The organism is Atopobium sp. oral taxon 810 str. F0209 (assembly GCF_000466405.1).
GTDB lineage: Bacteria > Actinomycetota > Coriobacteriia > Coriobacteriales > Atopobiaceae > Olegusella.
Genome location: NZ_KE952937.1, coordinates 141,169 through 161,574 on the forward strand (window position 1 = coordinate 141,169; position 20,406 = coordinate 161,574).

18 protein-coding genes and 1 tRNA gene are annotated in these 20,406 nt (G+C 48.1%); 10 read left to right on the forward strand and 9 right to left on the reverse strand.

What is annotated here, in order from left to right; genetic code table 11:
- Window positions 1-168: 168 nt before the first annotated feature.
- Window positions 169-2,106: a DUF4012 domain-containing protein gene (locus tag HMPREF9069_RS02045; protein WP_021625448.1), complete on the forward strand. Its 1,938-nt coding sequence runs from the start codon at window positions 169-171 to the stop codon at window positions 2,104-2,106.
- Between the two features lie 25 nt (window positions 2,107-2,131).
- On the opposite strand, the gene HMPREF9069_RS02050 is transcribed toward HMPREF9069_RS02045, so the two are convergent.
- Window positions 2,132-2,207 (reverse strand) — tRNA-Arg (locus tag HMPREF9069_RS02050).
- Window positions 2,208-2,324: 117 nt separating this feature from the next.
- The gene (locus HMPREF9069_RS09510; RefSeq protein ID WP_021625449.1) at window positions 2,325-3,665 is read right to left on the reverse strand and encodes an ADP-ribosylglycohydrolase family protein; all 1,341 of its coding nucleotides are present in this window, start codon (window positions 3,663-3,665) and stop codon (window positions 2,325-2,327) included.
- Window positions 3,666-3,776: 111 nt separating this feature from the next.
- On the opposite strand from HMPREF9069_RS09510, the gene HMPREF9069_RS02060 reads away from it, so the two are divergent.
- The 5 genes from HMPREF9069_RS02060 to HMPREF9069_RS02080 all read left to right on the forward strand — a co-directional run bounded on the left by HMPREF9069_RS02060 (window position 3,777) and on the right by HMPREF9069_RS02080 (window position 9,211).
- Complete coding sequence (locus tag HMPREF9069_RS02060; RefSeq protein ID WP_021625450.1) at window positions 3,777-5,069, forward strand: O-acetylhomoserine aminocarboxypropyltransferase/cysteine synthase family protein; 1,293 nt, start codon at window positions 3,777-3,779, stop codon at window positions 5,067-5,069.
- A gap of 76 nt (window positions 5,070-5,145) precedes the next feature.
- Window positions 5,146-6,336 carry an NAD(P)-dependent malic enzyme gene (locus HMPREF9069_RS02065; protein WP_021625451.1) on the forward strand — a complete coding sequence of 397 codons (1,191 nt, stop codon included), beginning with the start codon at window positions 5,146-5,148 and terminating at the stop codon, window positions 6,334-6,336.
- Window positions 6,337-6,414: 78 nt separating this feature from the next.
- Window positions 6,415-7,536 (forward strand): Ldh family oxidoreductase, encoded by a 1,122-nt coding sequence (locus HMPREF9069_RS02070; protein ID WP_021625452.1) that lies wholly within the window; start codon window positions 6,415-6,417, stop codon window positions 7,534-7,536.
- Entirely contained in the window at window positions 7,537-7,899 is a 363-nt protein-coding gene (locus tag HMPREF9069_RS02075) for a DUF488 domain-containing protein (RefSeq protein WP_021625453.1), read from the forward strand. It begins immediately after the preceding gene.
- Window positions 7,900-7,933: 34 nt separating this feature from the next.
- A complete protein-coding gene (locus HMPREF9069_RS02080; protein WP_021625454.1) occupies window positions 7,934-9,211 on the forward strand; it encodes a glutamate-5-semialdehyde dehydrogenase in 1,278 nt (425 codons plus the stop codon).
- 46 nt (window positions 9,212-9,257) lie between these two features.
- On the opposite strand, the gene HMPREF9069_RS02085 is transcribed toward HMPREF9069_RS02080, so the two are convergent.
- Both HMPREF9069_RS02085 and HMPREF9069_RS02090 read right to left on the reverse strand, forming a co-directional pair.
- Complete coding sequence (locus HMPREF9069_RS02085) at window positions 9,258-10,259, reverse strand: asparaginase (protein ID WP_021625455.1); 1,002 nt, start codon at window positions 10,257-10,259, stop codon at window positions 9,258-9,260.
- Window positions 10,256-10,780, reverse strand: a complete 525-nt coding sequence (locus HMPREF9069_RS02090; protein ID WP_051317754.1) for a DUF1836 domain-containing protein — start codon at window positions 10,778-10,780, stop codon at window positions 10,256-10,258. The genes HMPREF9069_RS02085 and HMPREF9069_RS02090 overlap by 4 nt, the downstream gene beginning before the upstream one ends.
- A gap of 170 nt (window positions 10,781-10,950) precedes the next feature.
- Here HMPREF9069_RS02090 and trhA point away from each other — a divergent pair, with 170 nt between their 5' ends.
- On the forward strand, window positions 10,951-11,607 hold the full coding sequence (trhA, locus tag HMPREF9069_RS02095; RefSeq protein ID WP_021625457.1) for a PAQR family membrane homeostasis protein TrhA: 657 nt from the start codon (window positions 10,951-10,953) through the stop codon (window positions 11,605-11,607).
- Window positions 11,608-11,720: 113 nt separating this feature from the next.
- Window positions 11,721-12,407: a YoaK family protein gene (locus HMPREF9069_RS02100; protein WP_035438096.1), complete on the forward strand. Its 687-nt coding sequence runs from the start codon at window positions 11,721-11,723 to the stop codon at window positions 12,405-12,407.
- 51 nt (window positions 12,408-12,458) lie between these two features.
- Here the strand turns inward: HMPREF9069_RS02100 and HMPREF9069_RS02105 are convergent, their stop codons facing one another.
- The 5 genes from HMPREF9069_RS02105 to HMPREF9069_RS02125 all read right to left on the reverse strand — a co-directional run bounded on the left by HMPREF9069_RS02105 (window position 12,459) and on the right by HMPREF9069_RS02125 (window position 16,820).
- A complete protein-coding gene (locus tag HMPREF9069_RS02105) occupies window positions 12,459-12,752 on the reverse strand; it encodes a barstar family protein (protein ID WP_021625459.1) in 294 nt (97 codons plus the stop codon).
- Window positions 12,745-13,317, reverse strand: a complete 573-nt coding sequence (locus tag HMPREF9069_RS02110) for a ribonuclease domain-containing protein (RefSeq protein WP_051317755.1) — start codon at window positions 13,315-13,317, stop codon at window positions 12,745-12,747. The genes HMPREF9069_RS02105 and HMPREF9069_RS02110 overlap by 8 nt, the downstream gene beginning before the upstream one ends.
- Window positions 13,295-14,101, reverse strand: coding sequence for a hypothetical protein (locus HMPREF9069_RS02115; protein WP_021625461.1), 807 nt, complete (start codon window positions 14,099-14,101; stop codon window positions 13,295-13,297). Before HMPREF9069_RS02115 ends, HMPREF9069_RS02110 begins: the two co-directional genes overlap by 23 nt.
- Entirely contained in the window at window positions 14,091-15,539 is a 1,449-nt protein-coding gene (locus HMPREF9069_RS02120) for a PQQ-binding-like beta-propeller repeat protein (RefSeq protein WP_156894139.1), read from the reverse strand. Before HMPREF9069_RS02120 ends, HMPREF9069_RS02115 begins: the two co-directional genes overlap by 11 nt.
- A 75-nt stretch (window positions 15,540-15,614) precedes the next feature.
- Window positions 15,615-16,820, reverse strand: coding sequence for an NADP-dependent isocitrate dehydrogenase (locus HMPREF9069_RS02125; RefSeq protein ID WP_021625463.1), 1,206 nt, complete (start codon window positions 16,818-16,820; stop codon window positions 15,615-15,617).
- A 136-nt stretch (window positions 16,821-16,956) separates the two neighbouring features.
- Between HMPREF9069_RS02125 and HMPREF9069_RS02130 the strand changes: the two genes are divergently transcribed.
- A complete protein-coding gene (locus HMPREF9069_RS02130) occupies window positions 16,957-17,922 on the forward strand; it encodes a DMT family transporter (RefSeq protein WP_021625464.1) in 966 nt (321 codons plus the stop codon).
- Window positions 17,923-20,040 carry a HelD family protein gene (locus HMPREF9069_RS02135; protein WP_021625465.1) on the forward strand — a complete coding sequence of 706 codons (2,118 nt, stop codon included), beginning with the start codon at window positions 17,923-17,925 and terminating at the stop codon, window positions 20,038-20,040.
- Window positions 20,041-20,406 lie beyond the last annotated feature (366 nt).

A 20,406-nucleotide genomic window follows, 5' to 3' on the forward strand; every position in this document is an offset into this window, starting at 1 on the left:
CCAAAGCTGCCATCAGCCGCAAAAATCAGCCTACACATGCATAACGGACAAGCAATACAGCACCGAAACATCTCCTTTATCAGTATCATAGTGTGGTGGAAAATAATCAAATACAGGAAGTGTTCAACTTCGCCTTTGAGCACTGGTTGAAGAAAGCAGATTTTGCCCATGGGTAATGACAAGAAATCCCGCGAAGAACGCCTCCGTAATGCTCGTGCACGTTCTGTCGGTCGCGCAACCATCCAACATCCCATGAGCGAGCGCGAAGAGCAGACTGCTCATGTTGCCGAATATTCAGAAAACCGCATGCAGATCACTCACAATCGCGGTTCCCATCATCTGCCCATGCTGCGAATTGCACTGGGCACCGCACTCGCAGTCTTAGTTATCGCCGGCGCCATTGCAACCAATGCCATCTCCAGCGAGGTACGCGAAGCAGGAAGCAAAGCCAAACAAGTCATGGCAAGTTATGCCAGCTTTGAAGACGCTGTAGATGCGGGAGATGTCGCCGCAGCAAATAAAGCTTCTGCCGCAATGATTACCGATGCAGATAGCCTGAAGTCACTTACCCAAGGTTCGCTTTGGCCTTTTGTGTCAATTTTGCCTGTAGCGGGAAGTGATGCTCATACAGCTCAAGAACTTTCCTCCGCTGCCCAGCTACTCTCACATGACATTGTCGAACCATTTATGAAAGTCGCCCAAAAGGAAAACAGCGTTCAAATCCTTTCAAGTGGCAAGGTTAATCTTGCGCTCCTATCAGGCACACTCGATACTCTCAAAGACAATCAAGCAAAAATAACCGAGGCAAAAAAACAGTTATCAGCTCTTGCCTCTACGGGAGATTCCGACTTTGCAAAAGCAACTCAGCATGCTCAAAAAGCCTTCGATGAGCTGGACAAGCGCAGCCAACTTGCTCACAAACTTGCACCGCATGCCGCAACTATTCTTGGTTCTAAAGAAACACGTAATTATCTGGTGGTTATCCAAGATAACGATCAACTGCGTTCCTTGGGCGGTGCCCCCCTTAGCAAGAGCATCCTGACGGCATCCAATGGTTCGTTGGTTTTGCAGCCCTTCTCACATGACGATTCTAGTAGTACCACCTTGAGTGGTAACAAGCTCCTCAAGACATCTGCTGCAGAAGATGAGCTTGTAGGAGACACGCTGAGCTCGCAGCCATCACAAATTACCTCCATCCCCAAGGCATCACGTGCCGCCGAGCTACTCGCACAGGCTTATGAAAATCAGTCTGGCAATCACATTGATGGTGTGATTTTGCTTGACCCTTATGTGGTGCAGAATCTGCTTGCCATAACAGGTAATGTCACCCTTGATGATGAAACTACTCTTGATAGCAAAAATTTTGCTGAATATGTCCTTAAAGAACTCGCGCAAAATACCGGTTCTTGGGAACAGGGCAAAAAGATTGATGATGTTTGCAATGCCAGCGTGGGTCCTTTGTTTGAAAAGCTTGGCAGCATTGATAATGCCAAACTCATCAAGACTCTACATACCAGTGTCAAGCAGGGCAGGTTATCCCTTTGGCTTGCTGATACTGAGGAAGAAAAACTCGTTTCCGAGCTTGGCTTTGCTGGTATAGATAACAATGACAAAAAATCTCCTGTCTTGGGCGTTTATATCAACGAAAAAACCAACGGACGCATTAACTGGTATCTAAATGCAAAAACAGAGATTGGCAAGGCTTCCAAGGAATCTGATGGCAGTGTTAGTTATCAAGTCACTACAACACTCACCAATACAATCGATATGTCTAAGCTTTCTGAACTTTGGAGCAGCACAGGTAGCTTTGTCGTATTGGGCAACGCAAGTGCAGGTAGACGTAGTGATGCCGATATGATGTTGCAGCTCTACTTACTTGCATCCGAAGGCGTTTCGATAAGCGACGTTGATGCCAAAAGTGAATCGCAAACAGGTAATGGTCTAAGCTTCACCCATGAGCCTATGGAATGGGATGGACACAAACTTGAAAACTGCGCTGTACAGCTTGACTTTAGTGAGACAGTTACCATCACATACAAGCTAACCTGCCCTGCCGATGCTGACAAACCAACCCTCAGGCAGACTCCCACAGCCCAAGCTGATTAAGACTGAAGAATTGCACTCGAAAAAATGGTGCGCCCTGGCGGACTCGAACCGCCAACCTACAGTTTAGAAGACTGGTGCTCTATCCATTGAGCTAAGGGCGCCCGTTACTGCAACTAGTGCAGGGATATCCTACCACGACCTACACCATCTCGTGCCATAAGTATCTTAGATATTGTTGGGAGTGAAAACGCTTTAGAGCAAAGATTGGACAAAAAATATTAAAACAAGCAGGACTCGATCAAATCTTTTGCTCGCAAAGCAGATATCCACTCGACGGGAATAGCATCATAACCATAGAGCACGCCCGCCAATGCACCAGCAATAGCGGCAGTGGTATCAGTGTCCAAACCCAGATTAACTGCAGCAAGTACACAATCTCGATAGCTCGAAGTATTTGCCAAACACCAAAGTGCCGCATCATAGGCATGCTGTACAAAACCACTGGATGCGGGCGCAGGCTTATCCTTCCACTCCCCTGCCACTTCCGCCGCAGTCGCACCAGCTGCCAGACGCTTTAGAATATGAACAAAGCTCACACATAGATTACAACTCAAGGCATGCGCATGAGTAATAGCTGAAACTGCACGGATATCCTTATCGCTTGCAGCGGTAAAGGCAAGAGGAGCTATGCGCATAAGCGAACCATTGCCGTTATCCCACTCGCCGTCACAGCCATACCCCTGTCTCAGTGCCACTGCGGTTGTATTGCCTACATCAAAAGTAATGCCATCAGGCGTATATGCACCCTCATACAACCAGCGGCAAAAACGCTCGCGCATATCAGTAATGTTAATCAAGCCACACGCACGAATGCTGTCACAGGTTGCCAAAGTCATGCTGGTATCGTCTGAAAATGTTCCTGTCTCTTGATCATGTGTTCCGTGACCCACCATGCCTGTACAACAAAAACTTCCACGCTCACAAAACTCATAAGGCACGCCCAAGGCATCCCCTATAGCAAGTCCATAGATTGCTGATTTTAGTTGGGCACGACGTCGTAATGCCTGGGAAGCCATGCTAGCAGCAATGATAGTTTTGGAATCATAAATAAGTCCTGCTTTTACAGCATCCAGAACCTCTGGGATATCAAGCCAAACTACATCGACAAACTCACCTTTATCGGGGGTCGCATCACTTTGATGCACGCCATGCGCTAGGTAAATCATCGTATGTTCATCAGTAAAACCAATCGAACCATATGATGTTGCCAACAACTCAAGTGAAGTCGCAACAAGACCTGTTTCTTCTTTGAGTTCGCGAGCAGCACAAACAGCAGAATCTTCTCCTACCTCGAGTTTTCCTGCTGGAATTTCAAGTGTCAGGTGCCCCACAGATACACGCCACTGGCGCACCAAACACAGCTTGCCATCACGTATGACTGCCACTGCAGCACCCCCATGGTGACGTGCCAGTTCTCTATAAGCAATACTCCCATCAGGACAGCTCACCTTGGAGGTCTCAACCGAAAAAATCTTGCCTGTCCACGCAGTTTGGGTTTGTAGTGGACACTCCTGCAGATTTTCATCGGTTACACAAAGCTTTTGTATGCGGTCAAGCATGCTTGCATCCTCACTTTTTGCCGCTCAAACTGTTAACAAAAATGATACCGACATAGGTGCCCTCTAAGCGCTACGCTTGACAAGTCTGCTACCCAAAGGAAGGGACTTGCTATGAGCATCGATACTACATGCATCCATGCAGGATATCAGGCAGGAAACGGCGAACCGCGCTGCTTGCCAATCTACCTCAGCACCACCTATCACTATGACACAACCGACGCAGTGGCAAATCTTTTTGACCATCCCGAACAAGGTCATATGTATTCCCGCATTACCAACCCCACCTGCGCTGCAGTAGAAGAAAAAATTGCAGCTCTTGAGGGCGGTGCTGCAGCTATGCTAACAAGCTCTGGTCAGATGGCAAGCTTCCTTACCGTTGCCAATCTCTGCAAAGCTGGCGATCACTGCGTAGTTTCCTCCGCGATTTACGGTGGTACGGTAAACCTCTTTACTACCACCCTACCTAAGTTTGACATTACTACCACTTTCGTCTCTCCTCGTGCAACAAAAGAGGAAATCGCCGCAGCCATTCGCCCCGAAACTAAGCTTGTTTTTGGTGAAGTTGTTGCTAACCCTGCCCTCGCCGTACTTGACCTTGAGGCTTTTGCTTCTGCAGCTCACGAAGCGGGGCTGCCCTTAGTTGTGGATAATACCTTCCCCACGCCCGTACTCTGCCGTCCTATCGAATGGGGTGCCGACATCGTTGTGCACTCCACTACCAAGTACATGGACGGTCATGCCATGATTGTCGGCGGCGTCATTATTGACTCAGGCAAATTTGATTGGGCTGCTTCTGGTCACTTCCCCGACTTTACCGAACCTGACGAGTCATACCATGGCACCATCTATACGCGTGATTATGGCAAGATTGCTTTCATCATGAAGGCCCGTATGCAGCTCATGCGTGATTTTGGCGTATATCCCCCCGCAACCAATGCCTTTATTCTCAACGAGACACTCGAGACTCTTGCGCTGCGCATTAGGCGTCATACAAGTACCGCTCAAAAGGTTGCCGAATATCTGGAGGCACGCCCTGAGGTAGATTCGGTCAACTTCCCTGGCCTGAAATCCAATCCCTATCATGAGCTAGCAAATAAGTATCTGCCTGATGGTCCCTGCGGAGTCATTTCCTTTGTGGTAGGAGATGGCAAGGGCAGTAAGGGCGGCAGCCGTGACCGCGCAGCTGCAGTACTTGATCATCTTAAGCTTGTTTCTCAGGAGGTACATGTCTCTGATTCGCAAACCTGTGCCTTACATCCCGCCACTTCGACCCATCGCCAGCTCACCGATGAGCAGCTGCTTGCCGCAGGAATCTACCCTGGTATGATTCGTTTATCCTGTGGTTTGGAAGACTCCGAAGATATTCTTGCTGACCTTGAGCAGGCATTTGCTGCCTTGGCCTAAATCGCAGAATACAAGCGGCATCTTTATGGTGTCGCTTTTTGTTATTGCTCGTTTGAATTAAGTATTTGGAGGACTTATGACATCGAAGGAGCACAAGGATTTTGCCGCATTAGCACTTGAGATGCACCGTCAGCATCACGGCAAAATCGAGGTTATCAGCAAGGTTGCGCTCAATAGTCGTGATGATCTCTCTGTTGCCTATACTCCTGGTGTTGCCGAACCCTGTCGCCAAATTGCCGCCAACCCTGATGCAGTATGGGAGTACACCGCAAAACGCAATCTTGTTGCAGTTGTCTCGGATGGTACTGCCGTACTGGGCTTAGGCGATATTGGACCATTGGCAGCTATGCCTGTCATGGAGGGTAAGTCTATCTTATTCAAACAGTTTGGCGATATCGATGCCTTTCCCATCTGTCTAGACACAAAAGACCCTGATGAGATTGTCGAAACAGTCAAGCGATTGGCGCCCAGTTTTGGTGGCATCAACCTTGAGGATATTTCTGCTCCGCGCTGCTTTGAAATAGAAACACGTCTGCGCCAAGAGCTTGATATTCCTGTCTTTCACGACGATCAACACGGTACAGCGATTGTCTGCTCAGCAGGCCTTCTGAACGCATTGCGTCTTGTTGGGAAAAAGCTCGAGAACACGCGTATTGTTATTAATGGCGCAGGATCTGCTGGTATTTCTATTGCCAAACTGTTGGGTGCGCTCGGTGCTACAAATATTGTTTTATTGGCTCGAAGAGGAGCACTTGCTCCCGGCGAAGACTGGATGAATCCCGCACAAGCAGCCATGGCCGAGTGCACTAACCCCGAGCACATTCACGGCCATCTAGCAGAGGTGCTTCCTAGCCGCGATATCTTTATCGGCGTTTCTGCTCCTCGAGTGCTCGACGCTGAACTCGTCTCAACCATGGCAGATGATGCTATTGTCTTTGCAATGGCAAACCCCACGCCCGAAATCATGCCTGACGAGGCAAAGGCTGGTGGCGCTCGCGTGGTTGCAACGGGGCGTTCAGATTATCCCAATCAGATTAACAATGTGCTTGTCTTCCCAGGAATTTTCCGCGGGGCTCTTGATGCGCGCGCAACCGACATCACTGAGGGCATGAAACTTGCGGCAGCACATGCAATTGCAGACATCGTAAGCGCAGACGAATTAAGCGAAGACTACATCATCCCTAGTGCATTTGATGAGCGCGTTGCCAAAGCCGTAGCAACCGCTGTCGCCAACCAAGCGCACGTTGAAGGTATTGCTCGTACCTAGAACGCAGCATTTGTCGCTTTGCTTGCTACACTGAACTTTATAAGACAAAAATAGGCTCACGACAACGAAAGGCAGACCATGAGTACAGAGACTCGTCCTTATGTTCCTTGGAAGCAAATCGGCGATTTTATGGTTGACGCCTTTGAAGCCTATGGCGTACCGAGGGCCGATGCTGAGATTTGCGCCGATGTCTTAATGGAATCCGACCGTCGTGGTATCGAGAGTCACGGCTGCAACCGCTTTAAGCCTATCTACCTCGACCGTATCAAGCGCGGGACATTGCTACCAGTTACTCATATCGAGATTGTGCGTGAAACCCCAACAACCGTTGTCATGGATGCACACGATGGCATGGGTATGGTTGCCAGCCATAAAATGATGCAAATGCTTATTGAAAAGGCAAATACCCAGGGTATGGCGGGTGGAGCAATCAAAAACTCTACTCACTATGGCATCGCTGGTTATTGGGCCACAATGGCAAGCAATGAGGGTTTAATTGGTCTTACTGGTACCAATGCTCGCCCCTCTATCGCACCAACATTTGGTGTAGACAATATGATGGGTACTAACCCTTTGACCTTTGCTCTACCAACAGATGAGGATTTTCCCTTCTGTATAGACTGCGCCACTTCCATTGTTCAACGTGGTCGTATCGAATATTACGCACGCGAGGGCAAAGAAACCCCTGCAGGTTGTGTTGTTACGGCTGATGGCGGCACCGAAACCGACAGTCAGCAGATACTCAAAGATCTTGTGGAAGGCACAGCAGCCCTCGCTCCTCTGGGTGGCGTAGGTGACGCCACTGCAGGATACAAGGGGTATGGCTATGCTGCAGTTGTCGAAATCCTCTCGGCGGCACTTGCTGGCGGCAAGTTTATGAAGGCGCTCATGGGTGTATCTGCTGATGGAAAGCCGCAGATGTATGGCTTGGGCCACTTCTTCTTTGTGGTTGATCCTGAGGCTTTCTGTGGTCGTAAGACCTTTGAAAAAATTGCTGGCGATATCTGTCGTGCGCTGCGTGCTTCCAAAAAAGCTCCTGGTCAAGAGCGTATTTACACCGCTGGTGAGAAAGAATGGTTGGCGTGGCAAGAGCGTAAGGACAAAGGTGTGCCAGTGGGTTCTGGTGTCCAAGCAGATCTTATTGCCGTTCGAGACGAGCTAGGGCTTCCCTATCATTTTGATTTTGAGGATCTGGGCTAAATGCCGAGCTTTTATATCAAGCGAATTTATGACGAACCAAGCAAAGATGACGGCTTGCGCGTACTGGTAGACCGTCTTTGGCCACGTGGAATGAAAAAAGAGCGGGCAGCACTTGACAGGTGGGAAAAATCCTTGGCACCCAGTCCTGAACTGCGCAAATGGTGGAGTCATGACCCAGAACGTATGGATGAATTTGCCACTGCCTATCAAGCAGAACTCGATGCAAGCGGTGCGGCGGAGGTCTTTGTTGAAGGACTTGCACCAGATGCAAAAGTGACTCTCCTTTTTGCAGCCAAGGATCTCACAATTAACCATGCCGCCATCCTTAAAGACTATCTAACTCAACTCGCAGCGCATAAATAGCGTCGTTGCAATATTGCTGAGAAGGAGAAACACGATGAGTATTCGTGATGATGCTCGCCAGATGAAACTGAGTGCACCTGCGCTTGCTGCCAGCGATATTACTCTTCGCAATCATGCGCTTGGGCTGATAAAGCAAGCCCTGCTTGAGGCTAAAGACACGATTTTTGCAGCAAATGCTGCAGATATACAAGCCGCCAAGGAAGCAGGAATTGCAAGCCAACTCATTAAACGCCTATGCTTTGATGAACACAAATTAAACGATGTGTGTGCAGGTATCGACCAGCTCATTGGTCTTCCCGATCCGCTTGGAGTCATCACACTTAACCGCGAACTTGACGAGGGTCTAGAACTCCGTCGTATAAGCTGTCCCATAGGTGTTATTGGCGTCATCTTTGAAGCACGCCCCGATGCGCTCGTGCAGATTTCAACCCTATGTATCAAGTCGGGCAATTGTGCAATTCTTAAGGGAGGACGTGAAACCGCCAAAACAAATCGTTGTCTTTTTGTTCTCATCCACAACGCTATTCTTAAGGCAGGACTTCCCCAAGCTTGCCTCGTGCAAGCAGAATCCCATGCTGACATTGATGAACTACTGGGTTGTGATGGTGATGTTGACCTGCTAATTCCGCGCGGTTCAAATGCCTTTGTCCGTCACATTATGGACAATACCAAAATCCCCGTAATGGGCCATGCCGATGGAATTTGCCACAGTTTTGTTGAACAGAGCGCGGACTTCGACCAAGCCTTGCGCGTACTTATTGATGCTAAAACACAGTATGTAGTTGCCTGCAATACGACAGAGACTGTCTTAGTACAGCGCAGTATCGTAACGGAATTTCTACCCCGCTTGGCTGCAGCCTGTGAGGCAGTTGGTGTTAGTCTGCACGGCGATGACGAGGTTGCCCACTACATTAAGGTGAAGCCGCTAGGCAAAGACGGCTATACTCACGAATATCTCGCACTTGAACTCAGTGTCAAGCTTGTCGAGAATACCGAAGAGGCAATCGAACATATCAATCGCTACGGCTCTCATCATACCGATGCGATTCTTACCCGCAGTGACACCGAGACTCACAAATTCCAGCAGATGGTTGATTCAGCAGGTGTCTATGTCAATGCCTCAACACGCTTTGCCGATGGCTACCGTTACGGCTTTGGCGCTGAGGTTGGCATTTCCACGGGCAAGATTCATGCGCGCGGTCCTGTAGGACTGGAGGGGCTCGTAAGTTATAAGTATTTGTTGCGTGGACAGAACCATGTTGTAAGTGACTATGCCTCAGGCAAGCGTCAGTTTACCCATCGCGACCTATAAGAGCCAAGTAACACGCAAGTTCAGCTGCAACCTCGATTGGTTTGGACTAGCTACGATCATGGTTGACTGGACGATAAAACAACTCACTGATTTTTGCCGTATCGTGCGTTTGTCCAAGAACCCACATAGTCTTGGCTACAAGCGATTCACTCGTCATGTCGCCACCCTGCAAAATGCCAGGCTTATTGGCGTAAGCACGCCCAACTTCATAGACGCCTAAATCGAGGCCTTCCTCAGGTACCTGTGTTGTCATAACCAAACTGCGACCTGAGGCTATCCATTCATCTATCGCACGCTCATACGATGCATCGGGATACTCTGGAACACCACCAATACCAAAGGTCTCAAGTATGATGGCATCATAGTCCGCCTGAAGCAGAGCAAAAATTGAAGGTTGAAGCTCGGGCGTAAGCTTGATAACAATCACACACTCATCCAACTTGTCATAAAAACAAGGTATTCGAGGTTGTTCAGTGAGTTTATGAGCAGAACTAACACGCACAATTTGGTCATTACGTATGAGCGCAAGGGCTGGATAGTTAACACTTGAGAATGCATTAAAACTCATCGTGCGCTGTTTGCGAGCGCGCGTTCCCGCAATCGCTTCGCCCCCAAAAACCACACTCACATCACTACTCTCATCGTCAAGAGCATAAAGCAGACTTTGGTACACATTAAGTTTGGCATCGGTAAAGGGATTGCCCATAGGCTGCTGTGACCCCGTTAGCACGATTGGCTTGTCGTTGTTTTGGATAAGATACGATAGCGCCGCCGCAGTATATGCCATCGTATCGGTACCGTGTAATACAACAAAACCATCGTACCTGTCGTAATTATCACGAATTTCTCGAGCAATACGTAGCCAGTCGCGAGGGCGCATATTAGTTGAATCGATGTTCATCGGCTGAACAACATCTAGTTTGCACAAACCCTCGATGAGCGGCACCTGCAAGGCTAATTCTTTTCCTGTCATTGCGGGTGAAAGCCCTGCTTCGCCAGCGACCGAGGCAATAGTACCGCCTGTAGCTATAAGCAATATGCGCTTCATGCAGATTCTCCTTGGCTTTGCTTGTCAAGAATATAGCGAACCTGTTTTTCTAAACGAATCTGATTGGCACAGCAGCTCACCAGCTCACATAACAGCTGCTTGAGCTCACTATCCTCATCTGTAGAGATACTCTCTGTACCCTTAATCGCAGTGGAAAAAAGCTCAATAAAACTCTGATAGGCCACTTCACGCGTGTATTGCGCACGCTGAAGCTCTAGCAAACTACGAATATCATCCAGTTGTAGAACCGTCTTAGTGATTGCTACAAAAATAAGATCGCACACATGATTGCGATAATAGAGCTTTTTTATAGGGCAATCGATAATGCCCTGTTTAACATAGTTGGAAATCATTGAAGGCGTCAGATGCACACTACCCAACGGGTCTAGATAACCATTAATCAGTCTGCATGTTTGTTCAAGCAACAGGCCCACATCGGGAATATCTCGCAGCGCAGGCAAATAAAAGTCCGTCAGCACTGCTTGACTAGAAGCTCGCATTTCTTTTCCTGTTTTGCTCACTTTATTTGCTCCTTAGCAACTATGCACGTACGCACATCTTTACAAATTTTATTGTTTAGGTTCTGCTTCGTCAAAGATGGGTTTGTTAATTTGTGTGTACGGTTTTTAATAACCCTATAATCTCATCTTTATATTGATACAATCATGTAAAAGGAACAAAGGAGGTTACTATGCTCGATCGCATTCCTCTACCAAAATATAGCCCCAGCGAAGAAGCTTTTAATGCTATTTCGCATCTTGTAGGCGTCGGACTCGGTCTTTTTGCATTGGGATGGATGTTGCGCTCTGCCCTTGAGGCACCCACTATCCCAATGATTGTCGGCATTGTTATCTATGCACTCTCCCTGATGTTGTTATATGGCGTTAGCACTGCTTACCATGCACTGCCGGTAGGACGGGCAAAGAAAGTGCTACGCATCCTTGATCACTGCTCTATATATTTGTTAATTGCTGGTTGTTATACGCCCATTGCACTCATTGTATTTTGGAATACAGCTGCTGGTAAATTACTGCTTGCAGTGGAATGGGGTATTGCAGCGCTGGGAATTGCCGCTAACGCCTATGATATGACGGCAAAGCCTATCAAGGTACTCAGTCAAATTAGCTACCTTTTGATGGGTTGGGCAATCATGCTTATCCCCTTGCCCACCCTGCTTGAGGTGGGGCAAGGTTGGCTTGGTTGGATCTTTGCTGGTGGGGTAGCCTATACGATAGGCATCATCTTTTATTTGGCGGGAAGCAAACACCCACATATGCACTGTGTCTGGCATATCTTTGTACTGCTTGGGTCAGTCATTCAGATGATTGGTTTTATACGCATGATTTAGGATTGCGAAAACCTTTAAGGTTTGATTCTTGTCAAAACTTTGGCTTGAGTCTTGTACCCAGCAGGGATTGTGCCATTGTTGATAGGGCAAGGTTTACTGCGAAAGGTTTATTTGTGCGATCCAAGGCAATCCAAACATCCGAATCACTTGAACTTGCGCTGGTATTGGCACTATCTGGTGGTCTGATGGATGCCTATTCCTATCTTGCACGAGGCAAGGTATTTGCAAATGCTCAAACAGGCAACCTTCTACTTTTGGGCGTCAATCTTTCTACCAGCAACTGGGATGTAATTGGCCGCTACCTCTCCCCCATCATCGCATTTGCGCTGGGCTGTGCCATCTCCGAGGTAATTCGCCGCTATCACAAAAACGAGACTCCAAAGGAGCCAGGCATCCATTGGCGTCAGCATGTCGTACTTGGAGAAATCGTTTTGCTTGCCATAGTCGCTTGCTTAGGATCCGACTTTAACCTTGTTGCCAACAGTCTGACTTCCCTCGCTTGCGGCATGCAAGTACAAGCTTTCCGCAAACTGCATGGGCATGCTTTTGCAACCACCATGTGTATCGGCAACCTACGTAGTGGTACACAGGAACTCGTCGATTATTTTGATGGAAAGAAAATCTCTCATTTGCGGACAGCAGGACTTTATTACGGTGTGGTCATTACTTTTGTCATCGGTGCTGTTTTAGGTAATGCTCTGCTTGTGCACTTAGGACTGCATACCATTACAATCAGCTGCGTTTTGCTGGGCATCAGTTGGCTTCTCATGCACCGCGACAGCCATCGCAAAGCGGCCTAAGCTAATAACCCGCATTTCTTCGTCGCTTACAGCCCCTCGATAGGCTGCAGGTTAGCGGACAATGACAAGGTCAAGGTCGTCACGCTGCATAGCAATATCAAAAAGCATGCCGCGAAGCCGCAAACCCCACTCAGCTAGGGGGCCCTTTCCATCAAGCAGCTCAACATGTCTCAGTTCGATAACACAGCTAGGAAGTTCCCCCATCAAATCAGCAATCGCATCAAGATTGCGACCACCATCACGTGGCAACAGCAGGGTTTCGTAAATATAATCGAGCGCTTTTTCTCTGTTGCTCATCTTTTTTGCACTAAGAATATAGTGTGGACGCGCTGCGATGTCAGTCATTAACAATCACCTTGCCATTTTGAATCTGCACTTCAGCAAAGCTGTCGTAGTGGTCTTCGGTGTAATAGTACGGACCTGCCCCATTACTACTATCACCATCATCCACATAAATCAGGCGGCGCTCGCCACGAGACTTGCTTTCATCAGTATCAATATCGCATTCACGATAACTCTCCCCTTTTGGCAGCTTGGGCAAGGCACCCTCATAGTTGCCAAAATAATCGCCTCCAATTGCGGCACCTGGTATTACATTGCTGGGATTGCCTCCAGACCACCCTTGCTTACGTGCTTCTTTTTTACTGACATAGTTGGGTGGTAGCTCGTCGTAGCTTTCCAAATAAAGCACCACGCTTTCAAGGTCGTAATAGTTTTCACCTTTGGCGATGGTGACTTCACTTTGGCTATCGCCTGCAATGCCACCCTGAGCATTGTTATACGCATGTACTGGTGAAGTCGCCTCACAACCAGTGAGCAAAACAAATACCAGCAGCAGACTGGCAACAACGCCCACTATCTTTACGTTACAAAATTCACTTTTTCTTTTAGACCAAAAAGTAAAAAGCAAAGCCCAGAACCTCCTCGATAACCCAAGCAAAAAATACTGTCCGAGCAAAATCCCCTGTCCTCAAAAAATACCAGCCACAAAGCACCCGAGACGGTCCATATGCCAATGCGCAGTACACAAACGTACCTGTAAGCGGCGTAAACTCTACCAAACTACCTGCAATAAGTAACCAAAGCCCCATACAGGGCCAACGCCACATACCAGCTTTGTCTAGCAAACTAGACTGCACGGCAAGTGATAAGGGTGCAAGTACAATGAGCAGATGAAGTGCCATGAAAAAGAGTTGTTGCAAACCCACCGCAACACCTAACTCAGGAGTATCAAACTGAAAATCTGCAAGTACCAAAGGTGTCTCTGGTATCAATGCGGGAGGCAAAAATACAGCAAGCAACTCACCTGCCACACGCACCAACACAAAAAGTAGGATAAATGCAATCAATGTTTGTGGGGTCTCAAGCTGCGGTTTTTTGAATAGATGGTCAAGTAGAGGATCGCTAAAAAGAGCTTTCTTTGCACGAACAGAGCCAACTCCCACTACCAACAATGCCAGCGCCAAGATAAAAGTAAGTAACGGTCCACCGATACATACAAGATAATCTAAGGGTTTGGCCTCCAGCACAAAACCCCAAGGGGACAGATTGAGGATTTGAGAGATAGGATTATTGGTTCCCAGCAACAAAAAAAGGAGAAGCCAGCCACCAAAACAAAGGACAAGTCTTGTAAGCGGGAAGCCTATAGCACGAGATAATCTATCTTTGCCATCTTGCTGGGAGCTACTCATCATTTGTCACCCCCGCTTGCTCAAGAATGACTTCTAAGGGGTAGGCGACTACACGATCAACTCCCACGCCATATTTTTCTCGATAAATTGCCGCACCAGATTCGTAAACAGCGTAAAGTAGACCATCCTTAACGGAAATATCTTCCATCATCGGCGGTAAGCGCAGACACGCAATATAATTTGAATGATATTGAGCTGCCTTTTTACTCGCTTTACGAGCTTTGCTGGCGATGCTTTTTATGGATTCAGTGGCGCTATTTACAAACTTTGCATTAAGGCTGCGCACAGATGGCTTAGTAGCACCTGCAGAACCTGCACCAGCTGAACCCGTCTGAGTACGAGGAGCCTTTGCTGTAGGAGTCGTGTCAATACTATCTGTCTGTTTCTTGGCAAAATTTAGGAGTATATCTGCGCTTTTATCAGCTGCCTTTGCGCGCACGCCGACAAGCTCAGCCACATCTCCTGCCACCGCATGGGCTGCACGCACAAAGGGATCTGCATGCGGGGTACGAGTGTTCTGACGCTCATATACATACAGTCTTGATGATTCAACACCATAGGACTGTGAGACAAATACGTAGTCTTTTGTCAGTGCAACTCCCTGAGCACGCGTAGGGATTTCCCAAGTTTCAGTAGGAGAGTTTGCTACCTCGTCCAGCAGCTCTCCTCCCCAAGTCAGACGATAGCGACAAAGAATGCCTGGACCTGCAACATCAAAATATCCCACGTACAAACTACCTTCAAAATACTCAACAAAAGATGCACGCTTAGGGCCCGCAATACTTATCTGAGTATCATACTCAAGCAGTTTGTTATCCTCAGCTTTATATGCCTCAAGCTGTTCTAGACTCACTGAGGCAAGTTGTGCTGCTTTGCCCTTGCGCGTTGCAATCCAAAGACGGTCAACTGTATCGTCATACGCTAAACCGCCCACATGAGGTTGCCCCTCCAACACGAGGGTCTTGGCAAGTTTGCCCGTTGCCTTATCAATCATGTAGATCACAGAATTTGTCTGATATGCACCGTCGTATGCTGAGACAAAAATCCACTTATCAGATACGGCAACACCCTGGGGCACCATATGCCTACTCATTGCGGGCAAACCTTCCCAGGCATCAAAACTCCTCGTATGTGCCAGACCTGGCATCAGCGATAATTCATCCAACACAAGCTTTCGCGATGGAGCAAATTTATTAAATAGCTCACGTTCGTAAAGTTCCTGAAAGATAGGAATTTGTGTTGTCTCATTTGCATCAGCATCGGTACCTGCTTCCAAAGATACCGTCACTGGCCCACCGTTCAAAAATAAATTGAGACGAGCACTTGGCAAATCCTGCCAATCAGGAAATCTCCAATGCCAATGAAATACCATGAGCACAGCTATCACGGCAAATAAAGCCCCAAGAACAAGCGCAAGGATACGGTCAGGATTTGCAAACACAGCCGTACCTCCTTGCGGTTCTGGTGACTCGCGCATTGGGTTTGTACCCACAGGACCTGTCATTCAAGCGCTCCGCTACGCCTTGAGTCTCTTTGCAATTGCAGCAATAAAACCATGTGTATCCAGCGTTGTGGGATTTGCAATACTTGTGATACGCACAAGGTCTCCCGTCATCTGGCCTGACTCAATCGTATCAATGGTTGCCTGTTCAAGCTTGTCAGCAAAAGCCATAAGCTCGGGCAACCCATCAAGCTCACCACGCTTGCGCAGAGCGCCTGACCAAGCAAAAATCGTCGCCACAGAGTTGGTGCTAGTAGGCTCACCCTTGAGATGTTTGTAGTAGTGGCGTTGCACGGTACCATGCGCAGCTTCATACTCGTAGTAGCCATGGGGCGAGACAAGTACCGAAGTCATCATTGCAAGGCTACCAAAAGCGCTCGAAAGCATATCGCTCATCACATCGCCATCGTAGTTCTTGCATGCCCAAATAAAACCACCCTCGGACTTCATCACGCGCGCTACCACATCATCAATAAGTGTATAAAAATACTCAATACCCGCCGCCTCAAAGCGCTCGCGATACTCTGCATCAAAAATCTCAGCAAAGATATCCTTGAAACGATGGTCATAGGTTTTGCTAATGGTGTCTTTGGTGGCAAACCACAAATCCTGCTTGGTAGAAAGCGCAAACTCAAAGCAGCTACGTGCAAAACTTTCAATCGAGGCATCAAGATTGTGCATACCCTGAATTATGCCAGGAGCAGTGAACTCTTGAATAAGCTCACGGGTTTCGCTGCCATCTGATGCAGTAAAGACAAGTTCTGCTTTGCCAGCGCCAGGCACGCGAATCTCAGCATTTTTGTATACGTCGCCATAAGCGTGACGAGCAATGGTAATAGGCTTTTTCCAGCTGCGAACCACCGGATCAATACCGCGTACTACGATAGGCGCGCGAAAAACCGTACCATCGAGCATGGTGCGAATAGTGCCATTGGGACTTTTCCACATCTGATGAAGTTTGTACTCTTCCACGCGTTGTGCGTTGGGAGTAATGGTTGCACACTTAACGGCAACACCCAAACGCTTGGTAGCCTCGGCTGAGTCAATAGTTACCTGATCACTAGTTTTATCGCGATTTTCCAGGCCAAGGTCGTAATACTCACTTTTGAAGTCAATAAACGGCAAAATCAGTTCGTCTTTGATCATCTGCCAGATGATGCGGGTCATTTCATCGCCATCCATCTCGACAAGCGGCGTTTTCATCTGGATTTTGTCAGCCATAGGTCTCCCTTGAGATGCTGGTAGTCAGGTACTTGCAACCTATATATTGTAGCGCGCAGCACGGATTGACTGGGATAGCTGTAACACTCTGCAACAATGCTCACGCAAAATTGTATTTGCCGCTATACTTGCCCTCATGAAAAGAACAGCTGCCTTCCCTGTATGGGTCTACAAACTTGCTCTGCTTGCCACCACACTGATCTGGGGCGGTTCCTTTGTTGTGCTCAAAGGCGCCCTTGACACGATTCCAGCAACGTGGCTACTTACCATTCGCTTTGCTGCAGCGGGACTTCTTTGCATACCGATCTTTTGGAAGCGGCTCCGTAGTAATCTAGATTCTTCGCATTTGGTGGCAGGTGCACTCATTGGCATCTCGGGCGGTGCTGCCTACCTAGTACAAAATATCGGTCTGACCTATACAACACCAGCAAAAAATGCCTTTTTTACGGCAACCTACTGCGTGATGGTACCGTTTTTATATTGGGCAATAAAGCACAGACGTCCTCAGGCACATAATGTTCTAGCTGCGCTTTTATGTATCGTAGGTGTTTGCTTGGTCACACTGGGAAGCAGTACCAAAGGACTTGCAGGGGCCTTTACAATGGGCCTTGGAGACGCTTTGACTCTAGGTTGTGCATTACTTTTTGCTATCAATATTGTGCTGATTTCTATACTGGCACCCGCTCATGATCTACCTACACTCATTGTCATTCAATTGTTAGTATTTGCGGCGGTATGTGCAGTTGCAGGTATCGTTGCAAAAGACGCGCTGCCAACAATCACAACCTTTACTCCAGATTTGCTTGGCAAACTCGCCTTCTTGATTTTGCTGGGCACAGTCCTTGCTATCGTGATGCAAAATCTCGGACAAAAGTATGTTGACCCCTCTCAGGCAGCACTTATCATGTCTTTTGAGAGCGTATTTGGCGTTATCTTTTCGGTTTTGATTTATCACGAGACAGTAACGACACTTATGCTTGTAGGTTTTGCTTCAATTTTTGTATCGATTTTAGTCAGTGAGCTAATTGGTGGTCACAAGGAACGCAAAGAAAAGCGCAGCTGTGCCCAAACAAGCACTGCCCCCACCTTGTCGGAGTACTAAATGGATACTTCAACTGTCAATAACACTGCTGAATTTGCTGCAGAACAAGCTCATCTCAATGAGATATATACCCAACTCATCACCCTGCGTGACGAACTAAGCGAGGAAATCGAGACCAGCCATCATGGCGCTCGTGAGGACCTTATTGCACTTTCTGAAGAGGTTCGCCTAAACTTTGGCAGTGCTGATGAAACCATGGAGACCCTTGCGGCCATCGAAACACTCAATTCCGTCATTGATACCTATAACAACTATCACGATATCTCGGTCGACAAGCTAGCACGCATTTTACTGTTACTTGAACAGCCCTATTTTGCCAAAGTCACCTTGCGTATGCGCCCTGGTCGTCCACCTCGTGATGTCTATATCGGCACCACTGGCGTCACCGATCACGAAGCAAACCCCTTGGTTGTTGACTGGCGCAGTCCTGTTGCTGAGACCTACTACAATCAAGAAATGGACAAAACTTCTTATATGGTTGGCGACCGTGTGCGTACGGTTGAACTGTTGCTGCGCCGCCAATTTGATTTAGTGCGGGATAAGCTTCTCTCTTATTTTGATACCAATGTCGCTATCGAGGACGCATTGTTGCTTGATGCGCTACGCCGACAGCATTCTGAAAAACTCCGCGCTATTACAGCCACAATTCAGCGTGAGCAGAACACTATCATTCGTCACGAAGACGTACCTGTATTGCTGGTATCAGGTATTGCAGGCTCGGGCAAAACGTCTGTGATGTTGCAGCGCATCGCATTTTTACTGTATCGCCAACGCGACAATCTTGATGCCAGCCAAGTGTGGCTTTTTACGCCTAGTCCGATTTTTGGACGGTATATCGATACAGTCTTGCCACAACTGGGTGAGGCAAACCCCAATACAGGCACTTGGCAGGATTTTCTTGCAAGCCTTGGATTGGACCAGCGTGGTGATGGTGCCGAAGGCAACGCAAGTCAGCTAGATACACTCGAGCAAGCATTAGGAACACTGGAGTTTGAACCACAAGACTTCCGTGGCATCTCCATTGCAGGTGAGTCCATCCTCAAACCAAGCCAAGTAGGATCTGCTTGGAATTCCTTCGCAAAATTCCCTGTTGGTCCACGTCGTACCGCGCTTTCAACTGACAAAATACACGAGGCTATCGAGCGTAAATTTGGTCGTATGTCACGCGAGGAACGCTGGCAAGAGGAACTTATTGGACTGGATATTGACGAACAAGTTGAGATCTTTGGTCACAGTATTGATCCTGATAGCGAAGAAGAAACTATCGCACTTACTCGTGAGTTTATAGCCACGCGATTTGCTGCAGCACACACCGCTGTCGATACGCTGGAGTGGTTGCGGCTCGACCGTATTGGCACACGAGTTCTCGGTACAGAAAGCCTTAGTGGAGCAGAGCATCTATGGCTACGTCTACTTATTACAGGGCATGGTGCCGAAGACGCGCGCTATGTCGTGATTGACGAGGTACAGGATTACAGCGTGGTGCAACTACGCGTACTTGCACGTTATTTCCGCGGAGCTCATTTCTTAATGCTGGGCGATCCGCATCAGGCGACGCGTGAGCATTCTGCAAGCTGGAACGAAATCCGTGAAGTCTTTGGCGGCACCACACAGATTAAGGAAGCAAGGCTGCTCACAAGTTATCGTTCTTCTCCTGAAGTTACAGCACTTTTTGCGGGTCTTCTCTCCGAAAAGGAACAGGCACAACTCACCTCGGTACAGGAATCAGGAATCGAACCAATTATTAAGACCTGTAGCAAGGACAACTATTTGGACATATTGCAAGCCGCTGCCAAAAATGCCGCTCAAAAACCTGGACTCACGGCAATTATCTGTGCTGATAGACAACGTGCGCATTGGCTTGCACGTCAGTTGGGCAGTGACGCCAAGTTGCTCAGTCGTGATGAAGCTTTGCCTGCAAAAGGTGTCATCGTGATGGATCTCAAGCTCGCTAAAGGCTTGGAATTTGACCGTGTCATCATTCCTGATGCTCAAATGGAAGTGTATCCTGACACTCCGATTGCGCGTCGTCGTCTCTACACTGCCATCTCACGCGCAACTCATGTTGTCGAAATTTACTCCCAAGGCAGCATGAGCACTCTGCTTCGACGCCCGTAATCCCTCACAATGCTCCCGCCCGCGCCTGTTAGTCGCGAGGTTTATACTTCCTCACTCACACTTGTTCCCGCAAGGTTTGAATACACTTACCTCCTGCGAGGTTTAATCACCAATATAGGGATATAGTGCATATTGCCTGCACTGATGATTACAGCATAAAGCAGAGCGTGCAAAAAGAGTGCGCATCTTGCTAGCAACCTACTAGCAACCTACTAGCAACCTATGGTGTGGCATGCCATGTGGCAGACGCCACGCTTCATTTCATGCTGGGAGCCAAAAGCCACGCCTTGCTTTAGTCCAAGTGTCAAACGCCACGTTCTACTTCATGCCAAGTGTCAAACGCCACGTTCTACTTCACTTTTTTAG